16 protein-coding genes are annotated in these 20,349 nt (G+C 42.0%); 13 read left to right on the top strand and 3 right to left on the bottom strand.

Annotation, left to right across the window (positions count from 1 at the left end; all coding sequences use genetic code 11):
* Positions 1 to 218: 218 nt before the first annotated feature.
* The 9 genes from V7K61_RS17150 to V7K61_RS17110 all read left to right on the top strand — a co-directional run bounded on the left by V7K61_RS17150 (position 219) and on the right by V7K61_RS17110 (position 12,157).
* Positions 219 to 413 carry a hypothetical protein gene (locus V7K61_RS17150; protein WP_335054914.1) on the top strand — a complete coding sequence of 65 codons (195 nt, stop codon included), beginning with the start codon at positions 219 to 221 and terminating at the stop codon, positions 411 to 413.
* 890 nt (positions 414 to 1,303) lie between these two features.
* The gene (locus tag V7K61_RS17145; protein WP_335054912.1) at positions 1,304 to 1,591 is read left to right on the top strand and encodes a hypothetical protein; all 288 of its coding nucleotides are present in this window, start codon (positions 1,304 to 1,306) and stop codon (positions 1,589 to 1,591) included.
* 512 nt (positions 1,592 to 2,103) lie between these two features.
* The gene (locus V7K61_RS17140) at positions 2,104 to 2,361 is read left to right on the top strand and encodes a hypothetical protein (protein ID WP_335054910.1); all 258 of its coding nucleotides are present in this window, start codon (positions 2,104 to 2,106) and stop codon (positions 2,359 to 2,361) included.
* Between the two features lie 98 nt (positions 2,362 to 2,459).
* Complete coding sequence (locus V7K61_RS17135; protein ID WP_335054908.1) at positions 2,460 to 2,717, top strand: hypothetical protein; 258 nt, start codon at positions 2,460 to 2,462, stop codon at positions 2,715 to 2,717.
* Between the two features lie 98 nt (positions 2,718 to 2,815).
* Positions 2,816 to 3,073 (top strand): hypothetical protein, encoded by a 258-nt coding sequence (locus V7K61_RS17130; protein WP_335054906.1) that lies wholly within the window; start codon positions 2,816 to 2,818, stop codon positions 3,071 to 3,073.
* Between the two features lie 674 nt (positions 3,074 to 3,747).
* Positions 3,748 to 5,187 (top strand): NHLP bacteriocin system secretion protein, encoded by a 1,440-nt coding sequence (locus V7K61_RS17125; protein ID WP_335054904.1) that lies wholly within the window; start codon positions 3,748 to 3,750, stop codon positions 5,185 to 5,187.
* Between the two features lie 558 nt (positions 5,188 to 5,745).
* Positions 5,746 to 11,076: an NHLP family bacteriocin export ABC transporter peptidase/permease/ATPase subunit gene (locus V7K61_RS17120; RefSeq protein WP_335054902.1), complete on the top strand. Its 5,331-nt coding sequence runs from the start codon at positions 5,746 to 5,748 to the stop codon at positions 11,074 to 11,076.
* Between the two features lie 88 nt (positions 11,077 to 11,164).
* Positions 11,165 to 11,293: a hypothetical protein gene (locus V7K61_RS17115; RefSeq protein WP_335054900.1), complete on the top strand. Its 129-nt coding sequence runs from the start codon at positions 11,165 to 11,167 to the stop codon at positions 11,291 to 11,293.
* A gap of 351 nt (positions 11,294 to 11,644) precedes the next feature.
* On the top strand, positions 11,645 to 12,157 hold the full coding sequence (locus V7K61_RS17110) for a hypothetical protein (RefSeq protein ID WP_335054898.1): 513 nt from the start codon (positions 11,645 to 11,647) through the stop codon (positions 12,155 to 12,157).
* Between the two features lie 282 nt (positions 12,158 to 12,439).
* Here the strand turns inward: V7K61_RS17110 and V7K61_RS17105 are convergent, their stop codons facing one another.
* Complete coding sequence (locus tag V7K61_RS17105; protein WP_069072094.1) at positions 12,440 to 12,658, bottom strand: hypothetical protein; 219 nt, start codon at positions 12,656 to 12,658, stop codon at positions 12,440 to 12,442.
* Positions 12,659 to 12,800: 142 nt separating this feature from the next.
* On the bottom strand, positions 12,801 to 16,070 hold the full coding sequence (nrdJ, locus tag V7K61_RS17100) for a ribonucleoside-triphosphate reductase, adenosylcobalamin-dependent (RefSeq protein WP_335054896.1): 3,270 nt from the start codon (positions 16,068 to 16,070) through the stop codon (positions 12,801 to 12,803).
* 398 nt (positions 16,071 to 16,468) lie between these two features.
* Here nrdJ and V7K61_RS17095 point away from each other — a divergent pair, with 398 nt between their 5' ends.
* The 4 genes from V7K61_RS17095 (at position 16,469) to V7K61_RS17080 (ending at position 18,318) form a co-directional block, all read left to right on the top strand.
* Positions 16,469 to 16,810 (top strand): KGK domain-containing protein, encoded by a 342-nt coding sequence (locus tag V7K61_RS17095; RefSeq protein ID WP_335054894.1) that lies wholly within the window; start codon positions 16,469 to 16,471, stop codon positions 16,808 to 16,810.
* Between the two features lie 67 nt (positions 16,811 to 16,877).
* On the top strand, positions 16,878 to 17,873 hold the full coding sequence (tilS, locus tag V7K61_RS17090) for a tRNA lysidine(34) synthetase TilS (protein WP_335054892.1): 996 nt from the start codon (positions 16,878 to 16,880) through the stop codon (positions 17,871 to 17,873).
* A gap of 43 nt (positions 17,874 to 17,916) precedes the next feature.
* A complete protein-coding gene (locus V7K61_RS17085) occupies positions 17,917 to 18,126 on the top strand; it encodes a hypothetical protein (RefSeq protein ID WP_335054890.1) in 210 nt (69 codons plus the stop codon).
* Between the two features lie 18 nt (positions 18,127 to 18,144).
* A complete protein-coding gene (locus tag V7K61_RS17080; protein ID WP_335054889.1) occupies positions 18,145 to 18,318 on the top strand; it encodes a hypothetical protein in 174 nt (57 codons plus the stop codon).
* A 56-nt stretch (positions 18,319 to 18,374) separates the two neighbouring features.
* Here the strand turns inward: V7K61_RS17080 and hmpF are convergent, their stop codons facing one another.
* Positions 18,375 to 20,135: a pilus motility taxis protein HmpF gene (hmpF, locus tag V7K61_RS17075; RefSeq protein WP_335054888.1), complete on the bottom strand. Its 1,761-nt coding sequence runs from the start codon at positions 20,133 to 20,135 to the stop codon at positions 18,375 to 18,377.
* Positions 20,136 to 20,349: the final 214 nt, after the last annotated feature.

The raw sequence follows: 20,349 nt of genomic DNA, 5'->3' as shown, positions 1-20,349 counted from the left end.
AAAACATCCTACTTTGGTATGATATTTTTTCGGTTTTATCAGGTATTGGACATCGTGAAAATGTAGGAAGAAAAGTAGGAAAAGTAGGAAAAGTAAGTTAAGTGGGTTAAGTAGGAAAAGTAGGATGTTTCTTATTTTCTATTGACAAAATATTGAATAAATTGATATTTGTAAGTACATCGAAGGAACAAATACCTACGTACTTTCTGGAGAAAATTATGACTAACGATAAGAATTTGACACAACCCAACAATCAAGAAGTTATTTTGGAGGAAATTAGTGAGGAAGAATTAGAAGGAGTAGCGGGAGGAGGATTTTTCGCATTTTTACTCGGAGATGTAGTGGGCGGTTTACTCGGAAACGTGGGCACATCTCTTGATATAGTTACTGGACAGCTTTCAACGACTCCCTAAGGTAATTGATCTGCTAAATTCGACGAAACTAAAGTGTAAGAAATCTAATTTCTAATACATGAGGTGAATTTGAGCGAATCAGCATTATAAAACAACTCAAGGTGATTTTTGAGAAGTAAACAAAGGCAGGGAAGCAGCTATTATAAAAATATTAGCCTGTAAAGGTTGTAATTTTTATAAAAGTTTGTTGACCTAAAAAAATACTACAAATTCACCTTCGTTGTCGCTCAACCAATATTTAGTATAACCCCAATTATACACTCCTCATTGTTTTGCACTGTAGCCAGAAGTCAGAATACTCTGACTTCTGAATTTTTTCATGTCACTTCTATGTTGACAAAGAGCTTATTTGTGCCAGAAGTTTGGATTGAGATTGAAGATTTGAGATTTTAGCGGTTCAGTGCTGTAATTAAAGAAGCATGATGCTGCCAATATAAACAGTTATTTGGCAAGCATATAACAAAGATTTTCACAGCTTTTATTGATAGTTCACTTTTGTCCGATAGCAAAGACTAGCTGACAATCTTTTTTCATGAAAAGTCATAGTATTAAACTTGCATATAGCGGTTCTCGCGTGGATGCAATACACTCTGACCTCTCTCCAAACCTCTCTCCTAAAAGGAGAGAGGCTTTGAATCTTGCTCCCCAACGCTAGTAAGAAAGGGGCTGGGGGTTAGGTCTGTATTGGACTCAACTGAGAAGCGCTATATCGTAGAAAAATTAATAATACAAGTAGAAAAAGTTGGAGAAATCAAAACTAAAAAACGATAAAAGTAAGTTAGTTACGAAAAGTAGGATATTTTTTATAATCTGTTGACAAATTATTAAATAACCTGTTATTGGTAAATACATCTCAGACACAAATTGTCTGCATACTTCTGGAGAAATTTATGACTAATATCAATCAAATGAGTTTCAAATCTACCTGTAATCGAAAAGTTATTGTCGAGGAGCTGATAGATAGTGAATTAAAAGGAATAGTGGGAGGAAATATTGTTTTGGATTTTTCATCACAGATAAATGCAATTTCAACCGATGGAACTGATGCTACTGTTCAAGACTCCAATCAGGACATTGTGAATACGAACACTAAGCAAAGAACACGCACAAGAAGAAGATTTACACTTAGAAATGGAGTAGTACAAATAATAGATTCAACAGTGACTTCATCTATTTAGCATTCACGGTAAATCAAATTAAACTCACGATTTATGTACCCATTTGAAGGTACGTATCCCCAACTTCTTTAGAAGTTGGGGATATTATTTTTATGCATAATTTAATATGTTATCCGTCGCTTACTCTGCAAGGTTTTGTAATACCTATAGCAACTTTTAAAAGTTTTATTTTTAGATACAGGATCAACTTATCCTACCTTTATTAACTTGAATTAATGCCGATATTTGATATTTCTTAAAATACTAATCTTTAAAAAACTTTCTGCTAACTTTATCATTTCTTTATATAAAATTCTTTCAAAAAAATGTATTGTTTAAACATAGTGAAATTCCAAACAAAACCAAAAACAAATTTCGTTATACACATTATATCTAGTGTGTTTTAACAAAAAATTTGATGATAAAATTTGTCAGGCAACTATCGTTTTAAGCGTCTAATAATTTTTATTATTTGGTTAAGTAAAAGAAAGATTTCACTATTCCAAAACCATTTTGTACAAGGAAAGATTTTTATGTCAGTTGTAACATTTGAACAAGAAACACTCGTAGTCATGACCGAATTAGCTGATGAAGAAATCAGTGGAATTGTCGGAGGACGCGGAGGTATAGATATCGATAGCAAGACTAAAGTTGGCGTTAATGCCAAAGGTAAGAACGTACAAGTATCCAATCAAGTTGGTAACGGAACAGCAATTGGTGGAGGAAATGCTAAGGTTTCTCAAAATTCAAATCAAGTGATTGATAATAGCAGAGACCGTGTGTACTTCTAGTACTAATAGGTACTAGGTTATCTCCATAGTACGCTTATGTTGAGTTACCACCTCAACCAAAAATTACTTTAACGATTTTGTACAAGGAAGGAATTTTGATGTCAGTTGTAACACTTGAACAAGAAACACTCGTAGTCATGACCGAATTAGCTGATGAAGAAATCAGTGGAATTGTCGGAGGACGCGGAGGTATAGATATCGATAGCAAGACTAAAGTTGGCGTTAATGCCAAAGGTAAGAACGTACAAGTATCCAATCAAGTTGGTAACGGAACAGCAATTGGTGGAGGAAATGCTAAGGTTTCTCAAAATTCAAATCAAGTGATTGATAATAGCAGAGACCGTGTGTACTTCTAGTACTAATAGGTACTAGGTTATCTCCATAGTACGCTTATGTTGAGTTACCACCTCAACCAAAAATTACTTTAACGATTTTGTACAAGGAAGGAATTTTGATGTCAGTTGTAACATTTGAACAAGAAACACTCGCAGTCATGACCGAGTTAGCTGATGAAGAAATCAGTGGAATTGTCGGAGGACGCGGAGGTGTAGATATCGATACCAAGGCTAAAGTTGACGTTAATGCCAAAGGTAAGAACGTACAAGTATCCAATCAAATTGGTGTTGCAATAGCAATTGGTGGAGGAGATGCTAAGGTTATTCAAAAATCAAATCAAGGGATTGATAATAGCAGAGACCGTGTGCGCTTCTAGTACCAATAGATGCTAGGTTGTCTCCATAGCACCCTGATGTTGAGTTAATACCTCAACCAAAAGTCACTTTAACGGTTTGTATTGCCAAAAATTTATCTATGATGATTTGTATCATCCCTACAAATCAAAACAACACTAAGCTAGCAAGTATGTAAGTTATGCATTACTTCGTTAAGAGAGTTATTAAACAGTAATCCCTTGCCAATTGCTACGAACAACTGACAAAGGACTACAAACGACCCTTACGAATAAGCTACAGACATCTTATAACATAGTGGTCTGACTATTTTGGGCATTACAACCTTCTACAACGTTACACGAACATTGGCGGGTGTAAGCCGGATAAAAACGAAAGGTCAAATAGTAAGCGACCACTCTTTATTATCCCTTATTTCTTACCTACCCGTCAATGTTTTCATCTAAAGATTACAAAATCGTTACTTTAACAGAAATTACTCCTCGTTTACGCAAAATCCAAAAATCAAAAATTGATTTTCTCAGCTTTCGACCTTTCATCAGATGGTAGGTTGAATTTTATATATGAATATTAGTATCCCAAAGCAAACAAAACATATCTGCCTTCCTCTGAAAGCGGAAGGTAATTTTTTATTCATCAGTTTTCAGCCTAATACCCAATTTCCTTCTGACTGCAATGCAAATTGGGATGGTCTGTGATGATTAATCAAAAAAACAACCTATTCCGTAAAGAAGCTTTAGAGCGTATTTCTTCACCTGAAGAACTAGATCAAATTATGCAGGTAGTCAGCCCCAAAAAGTGGCTACCTCTAGTTGCTGTTGGTTCCTTGGTGGCGGCTGGGCTGACTTGGAGTTTTTTAGGTCGAATTCCAATTACGGTAACGGGTACTGGCATCATAGTCTATCCCAGTACAATTACTTCGTTTCAGTCACCGATCGCAGGCAGATTGCGAACAGTCAACGTTCGGGTTGGCGATTTTGTCAATAGAGGAGATGTGCTGGCGACTCTAGACCAAAGCGAACTCATGAAACAGCTACAGTTAGTACGCTCAAAATTAGAGCAACTACAGCAAGAGAATCGTGATGCTAACTCAGTGCAACTACTGCGTCAGAATGCAGATAAACAGGCGCTGATACAGCAACGCCAAAGTTTGCAGCAAAATCTCCAAACAGTCCAAAAACTCACGCCAATTTTAAGAGAAAAAGGGCTGAACTCGATCCAACGCGATCGCACTAGCCAAATACAAAGCCTAGAATCTTTGCGGGAACTGCTGCCAACTTTCAAACAAAGATTAGACAACCGGAAGCAGTTATTAGGAGAGGGAGCGATTTCTGGGGATACAGTTCTACAGTCACAGCAAGATTACTTAAATGCTGTCAGACAAATTAACGAAGCCGAATCTCAACTCAAGCAATTGGATGTCAAAGAAGCAGATGCCCAACGCCAATATCTAGAAAATATCAACTCAATCAAAGATTTAGAAAGTCAGTTAAAGCAACTAGATAGTAAACAAGCGACATTGGCACAACAAGATTTAGAAGCCGTAACTACCCGCAAGAAAGAAATTCAGGAAGTGCGGCGGAATATTACCCAATTGGCGCTGCAATTATCTAGCAACAGCTTAATCAAAAGCACTTACTCAGGACGAGTTTTAGAAATCTCAGCAACACCGGGGCAGGTTGTCTTACAGGGTACACCCATAGGAGCGATCGCCGCACAAAAGCGATCGATTCAACTGGAGAGTGTGGCATTTTTTCCTGTTGGTGATGGTAAGCAAATTCAACCAGGGATGAAGTTACAAGTCACACCTAGTACAGTGCAACGGGAACGCTTTGGTGGCATCATTGGTGCTGTCACAGATGTCTCAGCCTTTCCCGTGACTAAAGAAGGTGCATTAAGTGTAGTAGGGAGTTCCGAATTCGTAGAAGGTTTGATGTCACAAGGGCCACAGATTTTAATTACCGCCCGACTGCAACCAGACACTTCCACAGTCAGCCACTACAAATGGTCTTCTTCCAAAGGGCCAGAGATGAAAGTAACTTCTGGAACTACTACCTCTGTACAAGTCACCGTCGAAGAACGTGCCCCGATTACATTTGTACTGCCAATTTTGCGATCGTGGAGTGGGGTTTATTGAGTAGGCAGAGGGGCAGCACTTCGGCTACGCTCAGTGACCGAGGAGCAGGGGAGCAGGGGAGCAGGGGAGCGGAGGGGCGCAAGAGTGGAGTTAAAAAACTTATTCACGAGTATCAAAGACTCATTAATGGAGATCAAAGGCTCATTAATGGAGCTAAAAGACTCATTAATGGAGATCAAAGGCTCATTAATGAGTATCAAAGACTCATTAATGGAGTTCAAAGACTCATTCACTATTCCCAATGCCCAATGCCCAATTCCCTAGACCTCTTGCATAAATCAAAAATAAGAAAGAACCCCACCCCGCCAAAGCTACGCTTTGTCTCCCCTCCCGAAGAGCCTACGGTGTACACACAAGTTAAATTACCCCCCTTAATCCCCCCGATATATTGGGGGGAAACAAGAAATCCAGTTCCCTCCCCTTTATAAGGGGAGGGTTAGGGTGGGGTAAAACCCTGGTTAATCAGCTATTTCAGACTTGTGTGTACACTGTAGCCCGAAGAGCGGGGAGGGGTTGGGGGGTGGGGTGTTAGCGACTTTTGCAAGAGGTTTCCTATAAATGATGATTTCACTTCTTCGCGTTGCTCCTATGATCTTGTGGCGAAATCTGCAAAATCTACTGAAGTCTAAAAGTAAACGGTGTCGCACTCCAACTCTGCTGCAAATGGAGGTAGTAGAGTGTGGTGCTGCTGCTTTAGGAATTATTCTGAGTTACTACGGTCGCATTGTGCCGCTCACAGAACTCCGACAAGCGTGTGGTGTATCCCGCGATGGAGTTAGTGCGTTAAATATTTTGAAGGCTGCCAGAAATTATCGATTAACCGCTAAGAGCTTTAAAACAAATTTAGCTGCCCTGTCGCAGTTAAAATTTCCCTTCATTGTATTTTGGCAATTTAACCATTTTCTAGTAGTAGAGGGATTTGGCAAACAGCGAGTTTATCTCAATGACCCCGCTACTGGACGACGCACTGTCTCTCTAGAAGAATTTAGCGGTGCTTACACAGGTGTGGTGCTAGCTTTAGAGCCGAGTTCCGAGTTCCAGGAAGGAGGACGGAAACCTAGCACTATCCTCGCTTTATGGTCGCGGTTGCGAGGCTCGATTGGGGCATTGATTTACTGTGTGGTGGCAGGATTTTTGCTAGTGATTCCGGGACTGGCCATACCTGCATTTTCTCAAGTATTTATAGACAACGTATTAATTGGGCATCGGCATGAGTGGTTGCGTCCCCTAATTTTAGGAATGATTTTCACAGCCGGACTCAATGGATTTTTGACGCTGCTACAGTTACAGTTTTTGCGTCAGCTGAAAATTAAGTTGTCGGTGGGCATGGAGAGTAAATTTCTCTGGCATATTTTACGCCTACCCATGAGTTTTTACGATCAGCGGTTTGCTGGAGAAATCAGTAGCCGCGTACAACTCAACGACAGCATCGCTAATATGCTTTCGGGTAAATTAGCGACTACAGCGATCGCCACAGCGTCAATATTTCTGTATGTAGTAGTGATGCTGCAATATGATGTAGTGCTAACCTTAATTGCGATCGCTTTTGTCGCTGTTAACCTCGTTGCCTTACAGTGGGTGAGAGGGCGGCGCGTCGATGCCAACATCAAACTGCTCCAAGAACATGGCAAAGTTAGCGGCGTTGCAATTTCTGGTCTTCAGAGTATGGAAACACTTAAAGCCTCTGGGTTAGAGTCAGATTTCTTCTCTCGATGGGCCGGTTATTATGCCAAAGCCATTAATACCCAGCAAGAATTAGAGACAACAAACCAGACATTAGGAGTTTTACCAGATTTCTTGTCAGCGATCGCTTCCATGTTGCTTTTAGCTATAGGTGGTTTGCGAGTCATGGATGGAACCATGAGCATCGGGATGTTAATAGCCTTTCTTGGCATGATGCAAAATTTTTTCCAGCCGATAAGTAATCTTGTCAACCTGGGAAGTGATCTGCAAGAGATGGAAGGTAATTTGACTCGCCTTGATGATGTCTTGTGTAATCCCATTGATTCGCAGTTGCAGGGAAGAGGCAGGGCAGGGGGGCAGAGGGGCAGGGGGGCAGGGGAGGCAGGGGAGGCAGGGGGAGACATGGGAGTAAATTCTTCCTTATCTCCCTCATCCCTAAACCCTCTTTCCAAACTCCGGGGATATGTTGAATTAGACAATGTGACATTTGGCTATAGCAAAATTGCTCCACCGTTGATTGAAAATTTTAGCCTCTCACTCCAGCCAGGGCAGCGAGTTGCTTTGGTGGGTGGGAGTGGTTCTGGTAAGTCTACCATTGCTAAACTTTTATGTGGGCTATACCAACCGTGGCAGGGAGAAATTTTGTTTGACGGTAAACCCAGAGAGCAAATTTCTCGCCAAGTATTAGCTAATTCTATATCTGCGGTAGAGCAAGAGATTTTGTTGTTTGCTGGCAGTGTCAGAGACAACTTAACGCTTTGGGATACCACTATACCTGAAAGTCATTTAGTGCGAGCTTCTCAAGATGCAGCAGTCCATGATGTCATTCTTTCGTTGCCAGGAGGCTATAGTGCCGACCTGTTAGAAGGTGCGACTAATTTAAGCGGTGGTCAACGGCAACGATTGGAAATTGCCCGTGCTTTGGTGAATAATCCCAGTATCCTGGTGATGGATGAAGCTACTAGTGCCTTGGATGCTGAAACAGAAAAGAATGTGACTCGTAATCTGCGTTTGCGCGGTTGCACTTGCATAATCGTGGCGCATCGACTTTCGACCATCCGAGATTGTGATGAAATTATTGTCCTCGATCGCGGCCAAATAGTTCAACGGGGAACCCATGAGGAATTACAACAGATTGAGGGGCTTTATTTACAGTTGATTCGCAGCGAAGGAGATGGGGAAGGAGGGGAGCAGGGGAGCAGGGGAGCAGGGGAGCAGGGGAGAAGTAGTAGTAAGTCTTTCCCCTTTGCCCCTCTGCCCCTTTGCCCCTCTGCCCCTCCGCCTCTGTTAGGAGAATGCTATCGTTTTCAGGGTAATCAATCGCTACTATTAAACGATCCGCAGACAATTTGGGTAGTGAAATCTGGGTATTTGGCGCTATTTGCGATCGCTCTCAATAATGGCATGGCTGAAGGAACTCGTCGCTACTTATTTAGCAGCACCCCAGGACAGGCGATGTTTGGCACTGCCCCAAGTTTAGATGGTAAGCAGCACCAGATTTTAGCGGTGTTCCTTGAGGAAACAGAACTCCTGAAAGTATCGAGAACGGAGTTTAATCAGTTGTTTGCTGATGCCAATAGAGAAGCAGTGGCTTTCATAGAGGGCTGGATTTATCAATTAGGTTCAGTAATTGCAGGTATCACGACGCCAACAACACCACTATTAACCCAAGGAATTCAATACTATTCCTTAGCTAAAAACCAAATCTTCCAACCGCTTAGTCATGTATCATGGGTGCAAATTCTCCAAGGGTGTACTAAATGGATGGGGTTTGGGGATCTGCTGTTAACTCCTGTCTCTGGGATATTACCTCTACATCCAAATATGTGGCTAGAGGCAAGTGACACAGTTGAGTTGAAAACTGTTAGCACTTTAGAAATTTCAGATGTGAATTCCTTATTAGGCGGTTTGTCTCAACTACAAACTTATTTCCTGAACTGCATTGAACTGCTACAACGTCAAGAGATGGATGCAGAATTACTCAGATTTGAAGCTAGGGAAAGTCTTGAAAGGCAAGTGATGCAAGAGACTTTGGCAGAACTAGCATCTGTATTGCCACAGCCAAAGTTAAACAGGTTAAGTAGTAGCTCAGAATTCAGTAATAGTGTCGATGTAAATCACCCAGATCGAGCCTTGCTAGTTGCTGCTGGTGCAGTGGGACGAGCCTTAGGAGTTGAGATTCGTCCCCCAGCGGCGTCAGAAGACGTGAAACGAGTGCAAGATCCTGTAGAAGCGATCGCCCGTGCTTCACATATTCGAGTGCGGCGGATTCAGTTGCGGGATAACTGGTGGCAAAAGGATTGTGGGCCAATGTTGGCATTTACGCTTCAAGACAACCTACCAGTGGCACTGTTACCAATATCTGATACTGGTTATCAACTCTACGCTCCTTGGCAACAGAAGCGCGTCTCTGTAGATGCCCGAATTGCCGCAGCCCTCGCTCCCACTGGCTATGTATTCTATCGACCTTTACCAAATAAACAGCTAAAAACTTTTGATTTGCTTCAGTTTGCCGTACAAGGACATTCCAAAGAACTAATTGTCATTGTAGTGATGGGAATTACCATCAGCCTTTTAGGAATGCTAACGCCTCAAGCTACAGCTATCCTCATCGACAAAGCTATCCCAGATGCTAATCGGGGGTTGTTGAGCCAACTTGTTGTCGGTTTGCTAGCTGCTGCCTTTGGCGGAATGCTGTTTCAATTAGCTCTTGGGTTTGCTACCATCCGGCTGGAAACTTTTGCCGATTCTGCCACTGAAGCCGCAGTCTGGGATCGATTATTGAACTTAAAAGCTACTTTTTTTCGTTCCTTCTCGGTTGGGGACTTAAATTCGAGAGTCACAGCTATTAGTCAAATTCGCCAAAGATTGGGTAATACGGTATTCAAAACCATTTTTTCCAGTATGTTCTCCTTGCTGAACCTGGGACTGTTGTTTTACTACAGTATTTATTTAGCTCTGATAGCTTGTGTAGTCGCACTGATAAACATTGCCGTCACCATCATTTCCGGTATGCTCATTGTCCGTAAAGTTCGCCCCCTCCTAGAACAAGAAGGACAAATCTTTGGTGTGATGGTGCAGTTGATTAATGGAGTAGCCAAACTCCGAGTTGCCAAAGCTGAAGCCCGCGCCTTTGCTTACTGGGGAAAAAAATATACCCATCAACTGAAACTAATGTTGAGTACCCAAGGCATTGAAGATAGCCTGGCAGTCATTAATCAAGTGTTACCTGTGTTAACGACTGCGGCCATCTTCTGGTTTGCTACTACCTTAATTGGACAATCTCAAACCCCAGGAGCGACTAGTTTATCCACGGGTACTTTCTTAGCATTTAACGTGGCTTTTGGGACATTTATCCACGGGGTTACGAGCTTGAGCAGTACAGTAGTGGAAGTTTTGCAAGTCTTGCCCTTGTGGCAAAGGGCCCAGCCAATTCTTCAAGGAGAACTAGAAATCAATTCCAGTCAGGCAGATCCGGGAAGACTATCAGGGAAATTAGTTGTAGATCGCATAAGTTTCCGCTATCGCGATGATGGGCCTTTAACGTTGGATGATGTCAGCATCCACGCCCAACCCGGAGAATTTATTGCCATTGTTGGGCCTTCTGGTAGCGGTAAATCAACTTTATTGAGATTACTTTTAGGGTTTGAATTTCCGAAAACTGGCAGCATTTACTACGATGGGCAAGACTTAGCTTCTGTGGATGTCCATGCTGTACGCCGCCAATTAGGTGTTGTCATACAAAATAGTCGCTTGATGTCAGCCTCAATTTTTGAGAACATTGCCAGTGGCGCAGTGCTGACGATGGATGAAGCTTGGCAAGCAGCCCAGATGGCAGGTTTCGCGGATGATGTTGCTGCAATGCCAATGCAAATGCATACAGTCGTCAGTGAAGGAGGTAGTAATCTCTCTGGCGGACAACGACAACGGCTGTTGATTGCGAGGGCGTTGGCGTTCAAACCCCGGATTTTGCTATTTGATGAAGCGACTAGTGCCTTGGATAATAGAACCCAGGCAATTGTTAGTCAAAGCTTAGAGCAGTTAAAAGTGACGAGAATTGCGATCGCTCATCGTCTCAGTACCATCCAAAATGCTGACCGAATTTACGTACTTCAAGCTGGCAAGGTAGTACAGCAAGGTAGTTTTACTGATTTGGCAAATCAACCAGGGTTGTTTGCCCAACTCATGTTAAGACAGATGCTTTAGCGACTTCTAGTGGTGTGGCAAGGCTAAATTTGTGCATTAGCAAACTCTTGTGGGATGGGCTTCTAGCCCGTCCTTCTTGGCGGGCAAGATGCCCGCCCCACAAGAAAATTTTTTGCAACATTTTAGCCTTGACACGCTACTACTGCTTTGTGTTTACCAGCGATCGCACAATCGGATGGTGGGGAATGGCGGAAGTTTACCTAACTTTAACAATTGATTCAGCCCCAAGCATTGTTAATTAACATAGTATTTATATTTACCCATTATAGTACTAGTATTTTCACTGCTTGATATGATAAGATTATACGATATCTACGCGAACATACTTCCATAGCAGATGGAAAACAAATTTTTCCTTTCTGCCCTCTAAGCTCTACTGCTATTGGGTAAAGTTTCTATCCGTGATGCAAAGTTGCGGATATCGTTTCTTTGTGAAGTTGTATATATTTACCCCCACCTACTCAGTTCCCCCAAGTCATTGGAGAGACTGCATGGGGGTCTTGTTATATGTATCTTCACACAGGATTGGTATGACTCAGGAACAATACAAAAGCAAAGGAGTAAGAGAATGCGTCTGAAAAAGCTAGTCAGCTATGGAATTTTTGTGCTGATGCTCATCATCGGGTTCAGTTTCACGGGAATTGCCCGTGCTTTTGACTATCCACCCCCAACTGCGAAGGTTGCGATCGCCCAAGAGACAAGCGATCTTATGTTCAACACGTTATTCGCAGCGCTGACGCAGGAGTTCAACGAAACCACGGCGGCAAATGTGGAACAGGGCAAGCATTCCATCTCGCTGATATTTAACGATCAGAACAAGGATATGCGGTTAGTCGGCACTGTTGGCCCACTTCAGGAAAGCGATCGCCCCAGCGACAACTTTGAGCGTCAGGCAAATGCGCTGGCAATGGCGGGACAGGCATACGCGTCCGTCCAGCGCGTGAACAATAAATGGTACTATCGACGCTCAATCCCACTCAGCAATTTCAGGGCGGAATGTGCGCTTTGCCACATCAATTTCAAGCCCGGCCCCACGCCAGACCAAGTGGGCGCGCTCATGCTCAGGGTGCCAATCAAGTAATGAAGAGTGCTGAGTTCCGAGTGCTGAGTGCTGAGTTGACCGCCCACAAGGGGCGGGGTATCAACCAACTCAGGACAAAAAGATTCCGCTTTACATCGGGCGGGGCTTTTACCATAGTGCAAAAGTACTGAGTACTCAACTTCAAAACTCAGCACTCAGTACTGAGTATGGTAAATGACTTCCAAAAAATAAAATAATTATTGTAGAAATTAGGAGTCAGTGCTGCCGACGCAGCACTGACTCCTGATTTGTAGTAAATTTAACTATGTATAGTTAGAGTTTTTAGTCAATGGAAATCTGCTGAGGGCCAGTGGCTTTGCCGTTATGTGCATCCGTTGTGTTGCTAGTGTAACTATTTGAGCGGATCTGTTTATCCAGCCAGCTTTTAACGGGATCGTCTGCAAGATTGAGCCGAAGCACACCAGAGAAGAACCCACCCACAAATGAGACTGGATGCTGAGTAAATTCTCTGAATATAGGTGACAATTCATTAATGAACATAAAAAGACTCCTGGCACTGCCGTAAAAAATTATTACTTCTTAATTGATCGTAACGTGTTACGGCATTGGGGATTGGGCATTGATTATTCTCGTCTGCTTTACAGTTCCTAGCCCCTAGTCCCCAATACCCAGTCATTTCACCTTATGAGCTTGGTTGCTGATCGGGAAACATACACTTATCAGAATCACAACCACTAGGGCCAGCCTCTGTCATTTCGCCTAAATCGTAGCGGCTTAGTACTGCACAGAAGTCATCTGTTTTGCGTCGCGCTTTCACTTCTTGAGTTAAGCGATCGTAGGTTGATTTATCTATTGGTTCAAATGGCAAACGTGGGAATGATTGCAAATCGTCAAAACGTGCTAGAAGAGCGGCTGAAATATATCCTTCATCATTCTGGATGGTTTCGTAAATGCGCTGTCCCAAAGGCTCGATTTCATCAGAGCGAAGTTCCAAAGTAGCTGATGTGTTGTGAGTCACGTACCAGCGTTGAACCTGGAGGACAAAATCAAATTGGGCTAAGACTGAAAACTTAGAAACATCAATTTCATCAGCTCCTGGTAAATCAGCCCAAGTTACAGAAACAGGGATTTCCACTAGCCATTCACTCACCCGTGAATCAAAGGGATCGTTAAGCAAATTGCCGTGTTCATCTTTGTCTGATTGAGAGGGAATGACGTTGTAACCATAGTCAATACAAGCTAAAGCTACTGGATCATTTTTACCGAAGGTGATTCGACGAATGAATCTTTGAGCTTTGGGAGGATGCCACCCTGAACTAGCATTAGTTAATAAAGCCTTAGTACCACTGGGTTGGACTGTAGTACAACGATTTGGTCGCTTGAGATTGTGGCGATCGCAATAATCCCAAACTACCCGATGTACAATCTCTCTCCAAGAACTGAGGTATTTCTCTTCCTCACGCTTGAAAGCTAATCCTTGTGGAGTTGCTGGTCTTCCTTCTTCCCACCAGCGCAGCCAATTAACACCAAAAGCATGGACAAAGAAATCAAATAAACCTGTAAAAGAAACTCCCACAATTGGGTCTAATTCACGGCTGTATTGATAGCGTGGTTCCAGGAATTTGTGATTTAAAAGTGCCGCAACAGATAACGCCCCAGCAGTGAAAGCCTCCTCTTGTTCTTTGTAGTTATGTGGGTCAATTTGATTAAGGTGAACCTCTGACAAATTGCAGTTCCCAGTTAGGGTATTACCAAATACTCCTTTGTGATGTTCCGGTTCATTGAAGCAATAAGTATTGTGTAAACCTGGTAATTCTTCAACACCTCTGACTATTTGCCATTTACCTTTGTATTTGGCGTCACACCCTTTGCTCACATCTAAACGCTGGCAAGGAATTCGTCTACAGTCAGTGATTTGCAAGTAGTACAAATCTTGACTGCGAACACCATAGTTAGTTACTGACCCTTTATGAGCGCAAAGATTTAAAGAAGAACGGATACCGCATTTAGTTAGTAATAACTGCACTCGATACGCACGTTCATAATCAGAAATGTAAATCCTAATGCCATTGCTATGTGTATTTGTGCCATCTGTATCGGCTAAACCAGCGATAAAATGCAAAATTGCTGGGCGATTCCAACTAGCAATTACATTCAGTGACTCTGGATTTGTTTTTAAACTCTTTAAAAATTCTCCAGAAAAACCTAAGTCTGTTACATCTATAAAAGTTGGTAAGTAGTCATAGTTTCTTTCAGGAGACTTACTTCCGATTACAGATAAAGCTGCTTTTTGTTCATAGAGTCTAACTTTGGCATTACCATTTTGGTCTGTAGTTCCATCTCCTACAGCTATCCCCAAAGTATAGGCATAACTTGGATCGATATTTAACCCACTTTCATACTGAATCATAAAAGGCTCAGTATGAATGGCATATCTACTAACATCCATCAAATCCTTGGTTTGCACTTCTTTGTATTCTTTATCAAATCTATCTTTTACAAAGAAGCGATGATACTCAGTTGCATCCAAGTAAGTACCATCTGCAAATTTGACTCGATATAGATGGCGATCGCTACCAGTTTTAAAAGGTGTTACTTGGCTCCATTTTTGACCATTCCAAATCTCAATGTCATCTCCAACAACATCTTTGATTTTATGCATTCCATCTCTAGTGATGAGTAAAGTATCACCACTTACACAGTGGAAATTAGCACCTATAATTTCTCCGCATGGATTTAAACCATATCGCTGCAAACGATGTTCTAACTCATTAGCATCAACATTTGAATAACGTTCTTCTAACCACTGTTTTGCTGTTCCTTGTTCATAAGCTTGTAAAAACTCAACTTTCAAAGCTTGTGTTGGCAGTAAATCAATGTTCGATCGTGCCACAGCTTCACCAGCCCATTGAATCGCTCCCTCGCCACTGTAATATTGTTTGCGGACAGCACCAACACATTCTTCTAAGGTCGGCTTGCGGTGAAAAACTCTCGTATGGTTGGCCATTCTTAGAGCATCACGCTCTGGATCGATTCGCCAGTTGCCATTTTCATCTTGCTGCCATAAGTTATCTTTGGCGGTGGCTGCTAAGTCATCACCAGAATCAAACTGACGCATCCCCGCGCTTCTACGTATATTTCCTGCAACAATTGTAACAGCAGCTTGGTCGATTAATAAACAGCATTCAACTGAATTTAATTGTCGTCCTACAGCTTTATTCAAAATGGAAGCACAACGCTGATAAAGTCCGGGTAATTTAACAGGATTAGCAACTCCTCCAAAGCCCTTGAGAGTTTCTCCTGATTTTCGGACATCGCTGATATCAACTAATACTTCAACTTCTGCTGAAAATTGTTCATCAGTAGAGAGTTCTAATAGGGTTTGATATGATTCAACCCAACCTTCACGGCTATCTCCAACGTGAATAGTGACGTTATTTCCTTCTATATGAGTTTCAGTATATTCACGTCGCTGTTGGACAGGAGTGCTGCCAATTTCACCTTTTACAGTGACATTCAGTTGATTACGGATGGGGGGCAACTGGTTAATAAATTGTGGTTCTAGGACGGCTCCAGTACCACAGCCCATCATTGCTAGATCCATCATTAAGCCGAAGGCACTCCAGTCTTGGAGATTGGTAGAGGTGCAATTATATGCCCCGGAAAAGTTTTTTGGCTTGGTTATCCAATCTGTACCACCAACCCATAACCAGCGGCCACTGGGCATAGCTTTCAAGTTGCGCTGCATCTTATCCAGTGTGGCAGCTTCTTCTTGAGTTAGCTTTCCCAATTCGACTAAGCCGAGTATAGTGCGATCGCATACCTCATCCCATGTTTCCCTTAGTCCCGCCTTTGTACGGCGGCTATAGGTTCTAAAAAATACGGGATTAGCAGCCGGTGCAGTTTCTGGAAACCTTGCACTCTGGCGTGTTCTTTCGAGATTCTGAACCATATATTAAGTATCTTGCGTTCTTCTTGCGTGCGGACAGATTATGACTATACGCCAAGTAGTTTTAGTATTAAAGATTGTCAAATTGTCCACTTTACGCTAGCTCTACCCGGCACTAATTACAACAGAAATTTATGATGTATAATGTCCTCTACCCTTGGGTAAGAGATAGATACTAAGTTTTAATTTACACTATCTATTTTAAGTAAATTATCTCTATCACCCTATCTTCAGGCTGATGATCGCTACTCAACGCTCCGCTATCGCTAACTGTACTCATGACTCTTCATTAGTTTCCCCCAACTAGCAGTGATAGTTAAATAAGTTGCGGCTGTAAGTCAAATCCAAACAACTAATTTCAATCTCTTGGGAACTATAAATTTAGTTACAGGAGATTGACTATGAACGATGAATGGGAACCTCTAAATCCTGATGACGATGTTGTACATTTTCACCAAGAAGTATTTGAAAATTTACCCCGCACTCAAATAGTCTTTCAGTTATTCAAGGAAATCAAAAAAATTTGGGCAGAACACTGTACATCGTCAGGATCGAGAGTATTTGGAGAAGGACTTGAATGTTGTGTTTTAATACCCAGTCAACAATGGCGGACAGGTAAAATTAGAGTACGGCTAGAATTTTGCCCTGATGAAACTGAAATCGAAGATAATCGATTAGACATCAAACACGAAAACTCTCCCCTTGACGACCTTCGGCAGCAACTAAAGGAAGGTAAAAACTAATACCCAAGTTGATATACACAGATATAATATAAAATTATCTGTGTCTGTGTGCGCTGAAAAAAATAAAATGGTATGGACTCCCCTACATGCAAAAATCCATCGCACCATCCGATCGCGCCACTTATTTGAGCGCAACCAGCGGCTACTAATTGCTGTTTCCGGCGGACAAGATTCTCTGTGTTTAATAAAATTACTTTTAGATTTACAACCCAAATGGGGATGGTATTTAGGTATAGCTCACTGCGATCATCGCTGGCGTTCTGATTCCGAAGCTAATGCTAACCACGTCGAAAATTTAGCTAAAACTTGGGGTATATCCTTTTATTTAGAAACAGCGAACAAACCGATAAATAGTGAAGCTGCTGCACGCGATTGGCGCTATCAAGCTTTAAGTGCGATCGCACAAACAAATAATTATCAATATATAGTTACAGGACATACGGCAAGCGATCGCGCCGAAACTCTCCTCTACAACTTAATTCGCGGTACTGGTGCTGACGGCTTACAAGCCTTGACTTGGCAACGTCCCCTGACTATGGGCATGATGCTAGTGCGTCCACTTTTAGAAATCACTCGAAAACAAACAGAGCAATTTTGTCAAGAATTTAAATTACCAATTTGGGAAGATTCCACCAATCAAGATTTGCAATATGCCCGCAACCGTATTCGCCAAGAATTAATACCATATTTGCGAGATAATTTCAACCCCAAAGTAGAATCAGCCCTAGCCCAAACAGCAGAACTTTTACAAGCGGAAGTGGAATATTTAGAAAAAGCTGCCCAGGAGTTGCGGGATGGGGCATTGGGCGTGAGACATGAAGAAGATTCCCTTACTCCTCTTCTTCCTTTACGGTTAAATCGTCGGGTATTACAAAAAGCACCACTGGCGTTGCAACGTCGGGTGATGCGTCAGGTATTGCAGCAAATACTGACTGATGCGCCCAGTTTTGAACACATTGAGAAATTAACGACTTTAATTATAGCGCCCAACCGATCGCAAACCGATCCCTTTCCTGGTGGTGCGATCGCTCAAGTGGAAGGTGACTGGATCTGTTTGAAATAGTTATTTAAAGGCTTTGCAGAATATGATAAAGAGAACTGGAAAAATGACCCTTACTTTTAATCCAGATAAATACAAGGAATTATTAACAGTTTATCTTCCCAAACTTATAAAAAGTGAAGCTGAGAATGAGCAAGCTTTAGGGATAGTAGAAGATTTAATGCACCGGGAACGCACCCCAGAAGAAGAAGAGCTTTATCAGTTATTAATTACTTTAATTGAAAAGTTTAAACAAGAATATTATCAGCCAAGCTAGCAAAATAATCCTACGTCTATGTTGCTATTTCTTTTAGAAGAATCTGAGAGAAGTAGAGATGATTTAGTATCAGTTTTAGGGACAGAAAATTTGGTTGATAATATTTTAAATGGACAAGAGAAAATAAATACAGAACAAGCTCGTAAACTGGGAGAGTTTTTTCATGTAGAATCTAGTTTATTTATAGAGTAATAACTAAACTCGTAGTTCGTACTTGGGCTTTAGCCTAGCTAAAGCCCCAAAACTTGTTAAGACGCTAGTAATACTGGCTGAGGCATTAAACTCTGGAGAGTATGACGCAACTGAGCGATCGCTTGGACTTGATAATCACCAGTTTCCTGGAATTGATCCAAAGATTCTGCAATTCCTTGCAGCTTTTGCCGTAATCCATCTAGAGAATCCTGAATTGGTTGTAGCGCTTCTTGATAAAGATTCACTCGACCAGATAATTCAGCAGTTGTTCTTCGTAGGGATAGCAAATTTTCCTCAATCGCTTTCAGTTCTTGGCGCTTTTCATCTAGATCGTGAGTTTGATTGTCAATCATTCCCTGATTTAGCTCAACACCAGAACGAATCTGCTCAATTTCACGTTCCAGCTTTTGGATTTCCTGTGAATATTGTTGTCGCTGGGTTTCAATTTGTAACAGAATCGGTTCTAAATTAATTTTGTTGTTACTTTCTTCTTCAGTAACAGTATGTCCTTGCCGACGTAGCAGTACAGCTTGGTGTTGCTTGAGAAACTTCTGGTGCTGTAGCATATTGCGGCGTTGTCCCACCAAACTGGAATTTAGCATCTGATAAAGGTCTTTTTCATCAGTTAGTTCTAGTTCCAAATTGATATGGTCATTGTCAGATGCTTGATTTAATTTAGTTTGGAGTTCTTCTATAGCTTCTTGTTTATATTTCAGTTCTTGTTCTTGATCGTGAACAAAACTAGCGTCTATTTCCACCTTATATTGCAAGTCTTGCACTATTTTTTGTAGTTCTTCTAAAGGCTTTTTCTCCAAAGCTTCCACATCAACTTGCTGGCCGAGAACTACATCACCAGATGTTGCAGCTAAAGAGTGAATCTGTTGATATAACTCTTCGGCGTTTCGTAACTGCTCTTTGACGATCCGAGCATACTCTTGCTTACTGGTAAGGTCTGCTGTATTTATTTGTAATTGGGCTGTTTGCTGAACTAGAGAATTTTGTGCTTCTTGCAATGCATTTTGGCGATCGCTAAAGGTTTGTGACAAACGCTCAACTTCTTCTTGCTGTTGTGCGATCGCAATTTTTTCCTCCTCCAGTTTTTGCCAGTGCGGGGTAAGAGTCGCTTGCTGCTTTTCGACCAATTCAAAGGCTAGATGCAGGTGTTCTCTAACTGTTTCCGTAGGATTAACACGACTAGACAAGCGATCGAGTAATTCACTCATTACTCGACTCTGCTCCTCATCCAAAACCGTCCCTTGTTGAAAATCCGCTTGACGTTCCTCTAGGCGACGCTGCTCACCCCGTAAATGCTCCCAAGCGCCTTCCAACTCTTGGCGGTTGCGCTCAATTTCTGCTTGTAATCGTTCAATTTCCTGGCGGGAGGTGTCAACTTCCTGTTTTTGCTCCTCTAGGTGTTGTACCTCATCTTCCAATTGTTGCAACTGTTCTGAGCGCACCTCCATGTCCATTTCACGGCGATTCAACTCTTGCGCCTGAAACGTTAGTGATTGTTTCCACTGATCGATCTCATCTTCCTTGAGCTTAAATTTCTCCAACTGGCGGGAAAAATTCTGCAAAATGTTGACGAGTGGACGTCCTGCTTCTTGAATCCGCTGCACTTGACGATTCGGATTCAGTTCAACCAGTACCAAAGCACCATCATTTAATTTGCTTGCGTCCTCAGCGGCAATCACTTCTTCCGACACAGTACTCCAATTCTGGTCAGTTCGCTGACAAGCTAGCAGTTTCAGTTCAGTTTTGGCACCGCCACTGAGTAAACCACCTTTCTGTTTTTGTACTTCTGCTAAATACAGCACACCGTTTGTCCTTTATTGATGCACTTAAAGTTCGTGTTTTGAGATATACCTTAAATAATTCTGTTAACTTGTCTCACTGAACCGAGGTTGAGGAGAACAAGACAGACAAAACTATAGACGCGAGATGTTACGTCTTGATACTTATAAAAGCGATCTGGTCGCGCCTTTATATTTTGTACTGATGACGGTGATGATGACTTCCGTGTTAACACTA

The sequence above is a fragment of the Nostoc sp. genome (assembly GCF_036918015.1).
GTDB lineage: Bacteria > Cyanobacteriota > Cyanobacteriia > Cyanobacteriales > Nostocaceae > Nostoc.
Note: the sequence above shows the minus strand (reverse complement) of the source record. Positions and strands in the feature narration are given on the sequence as shown.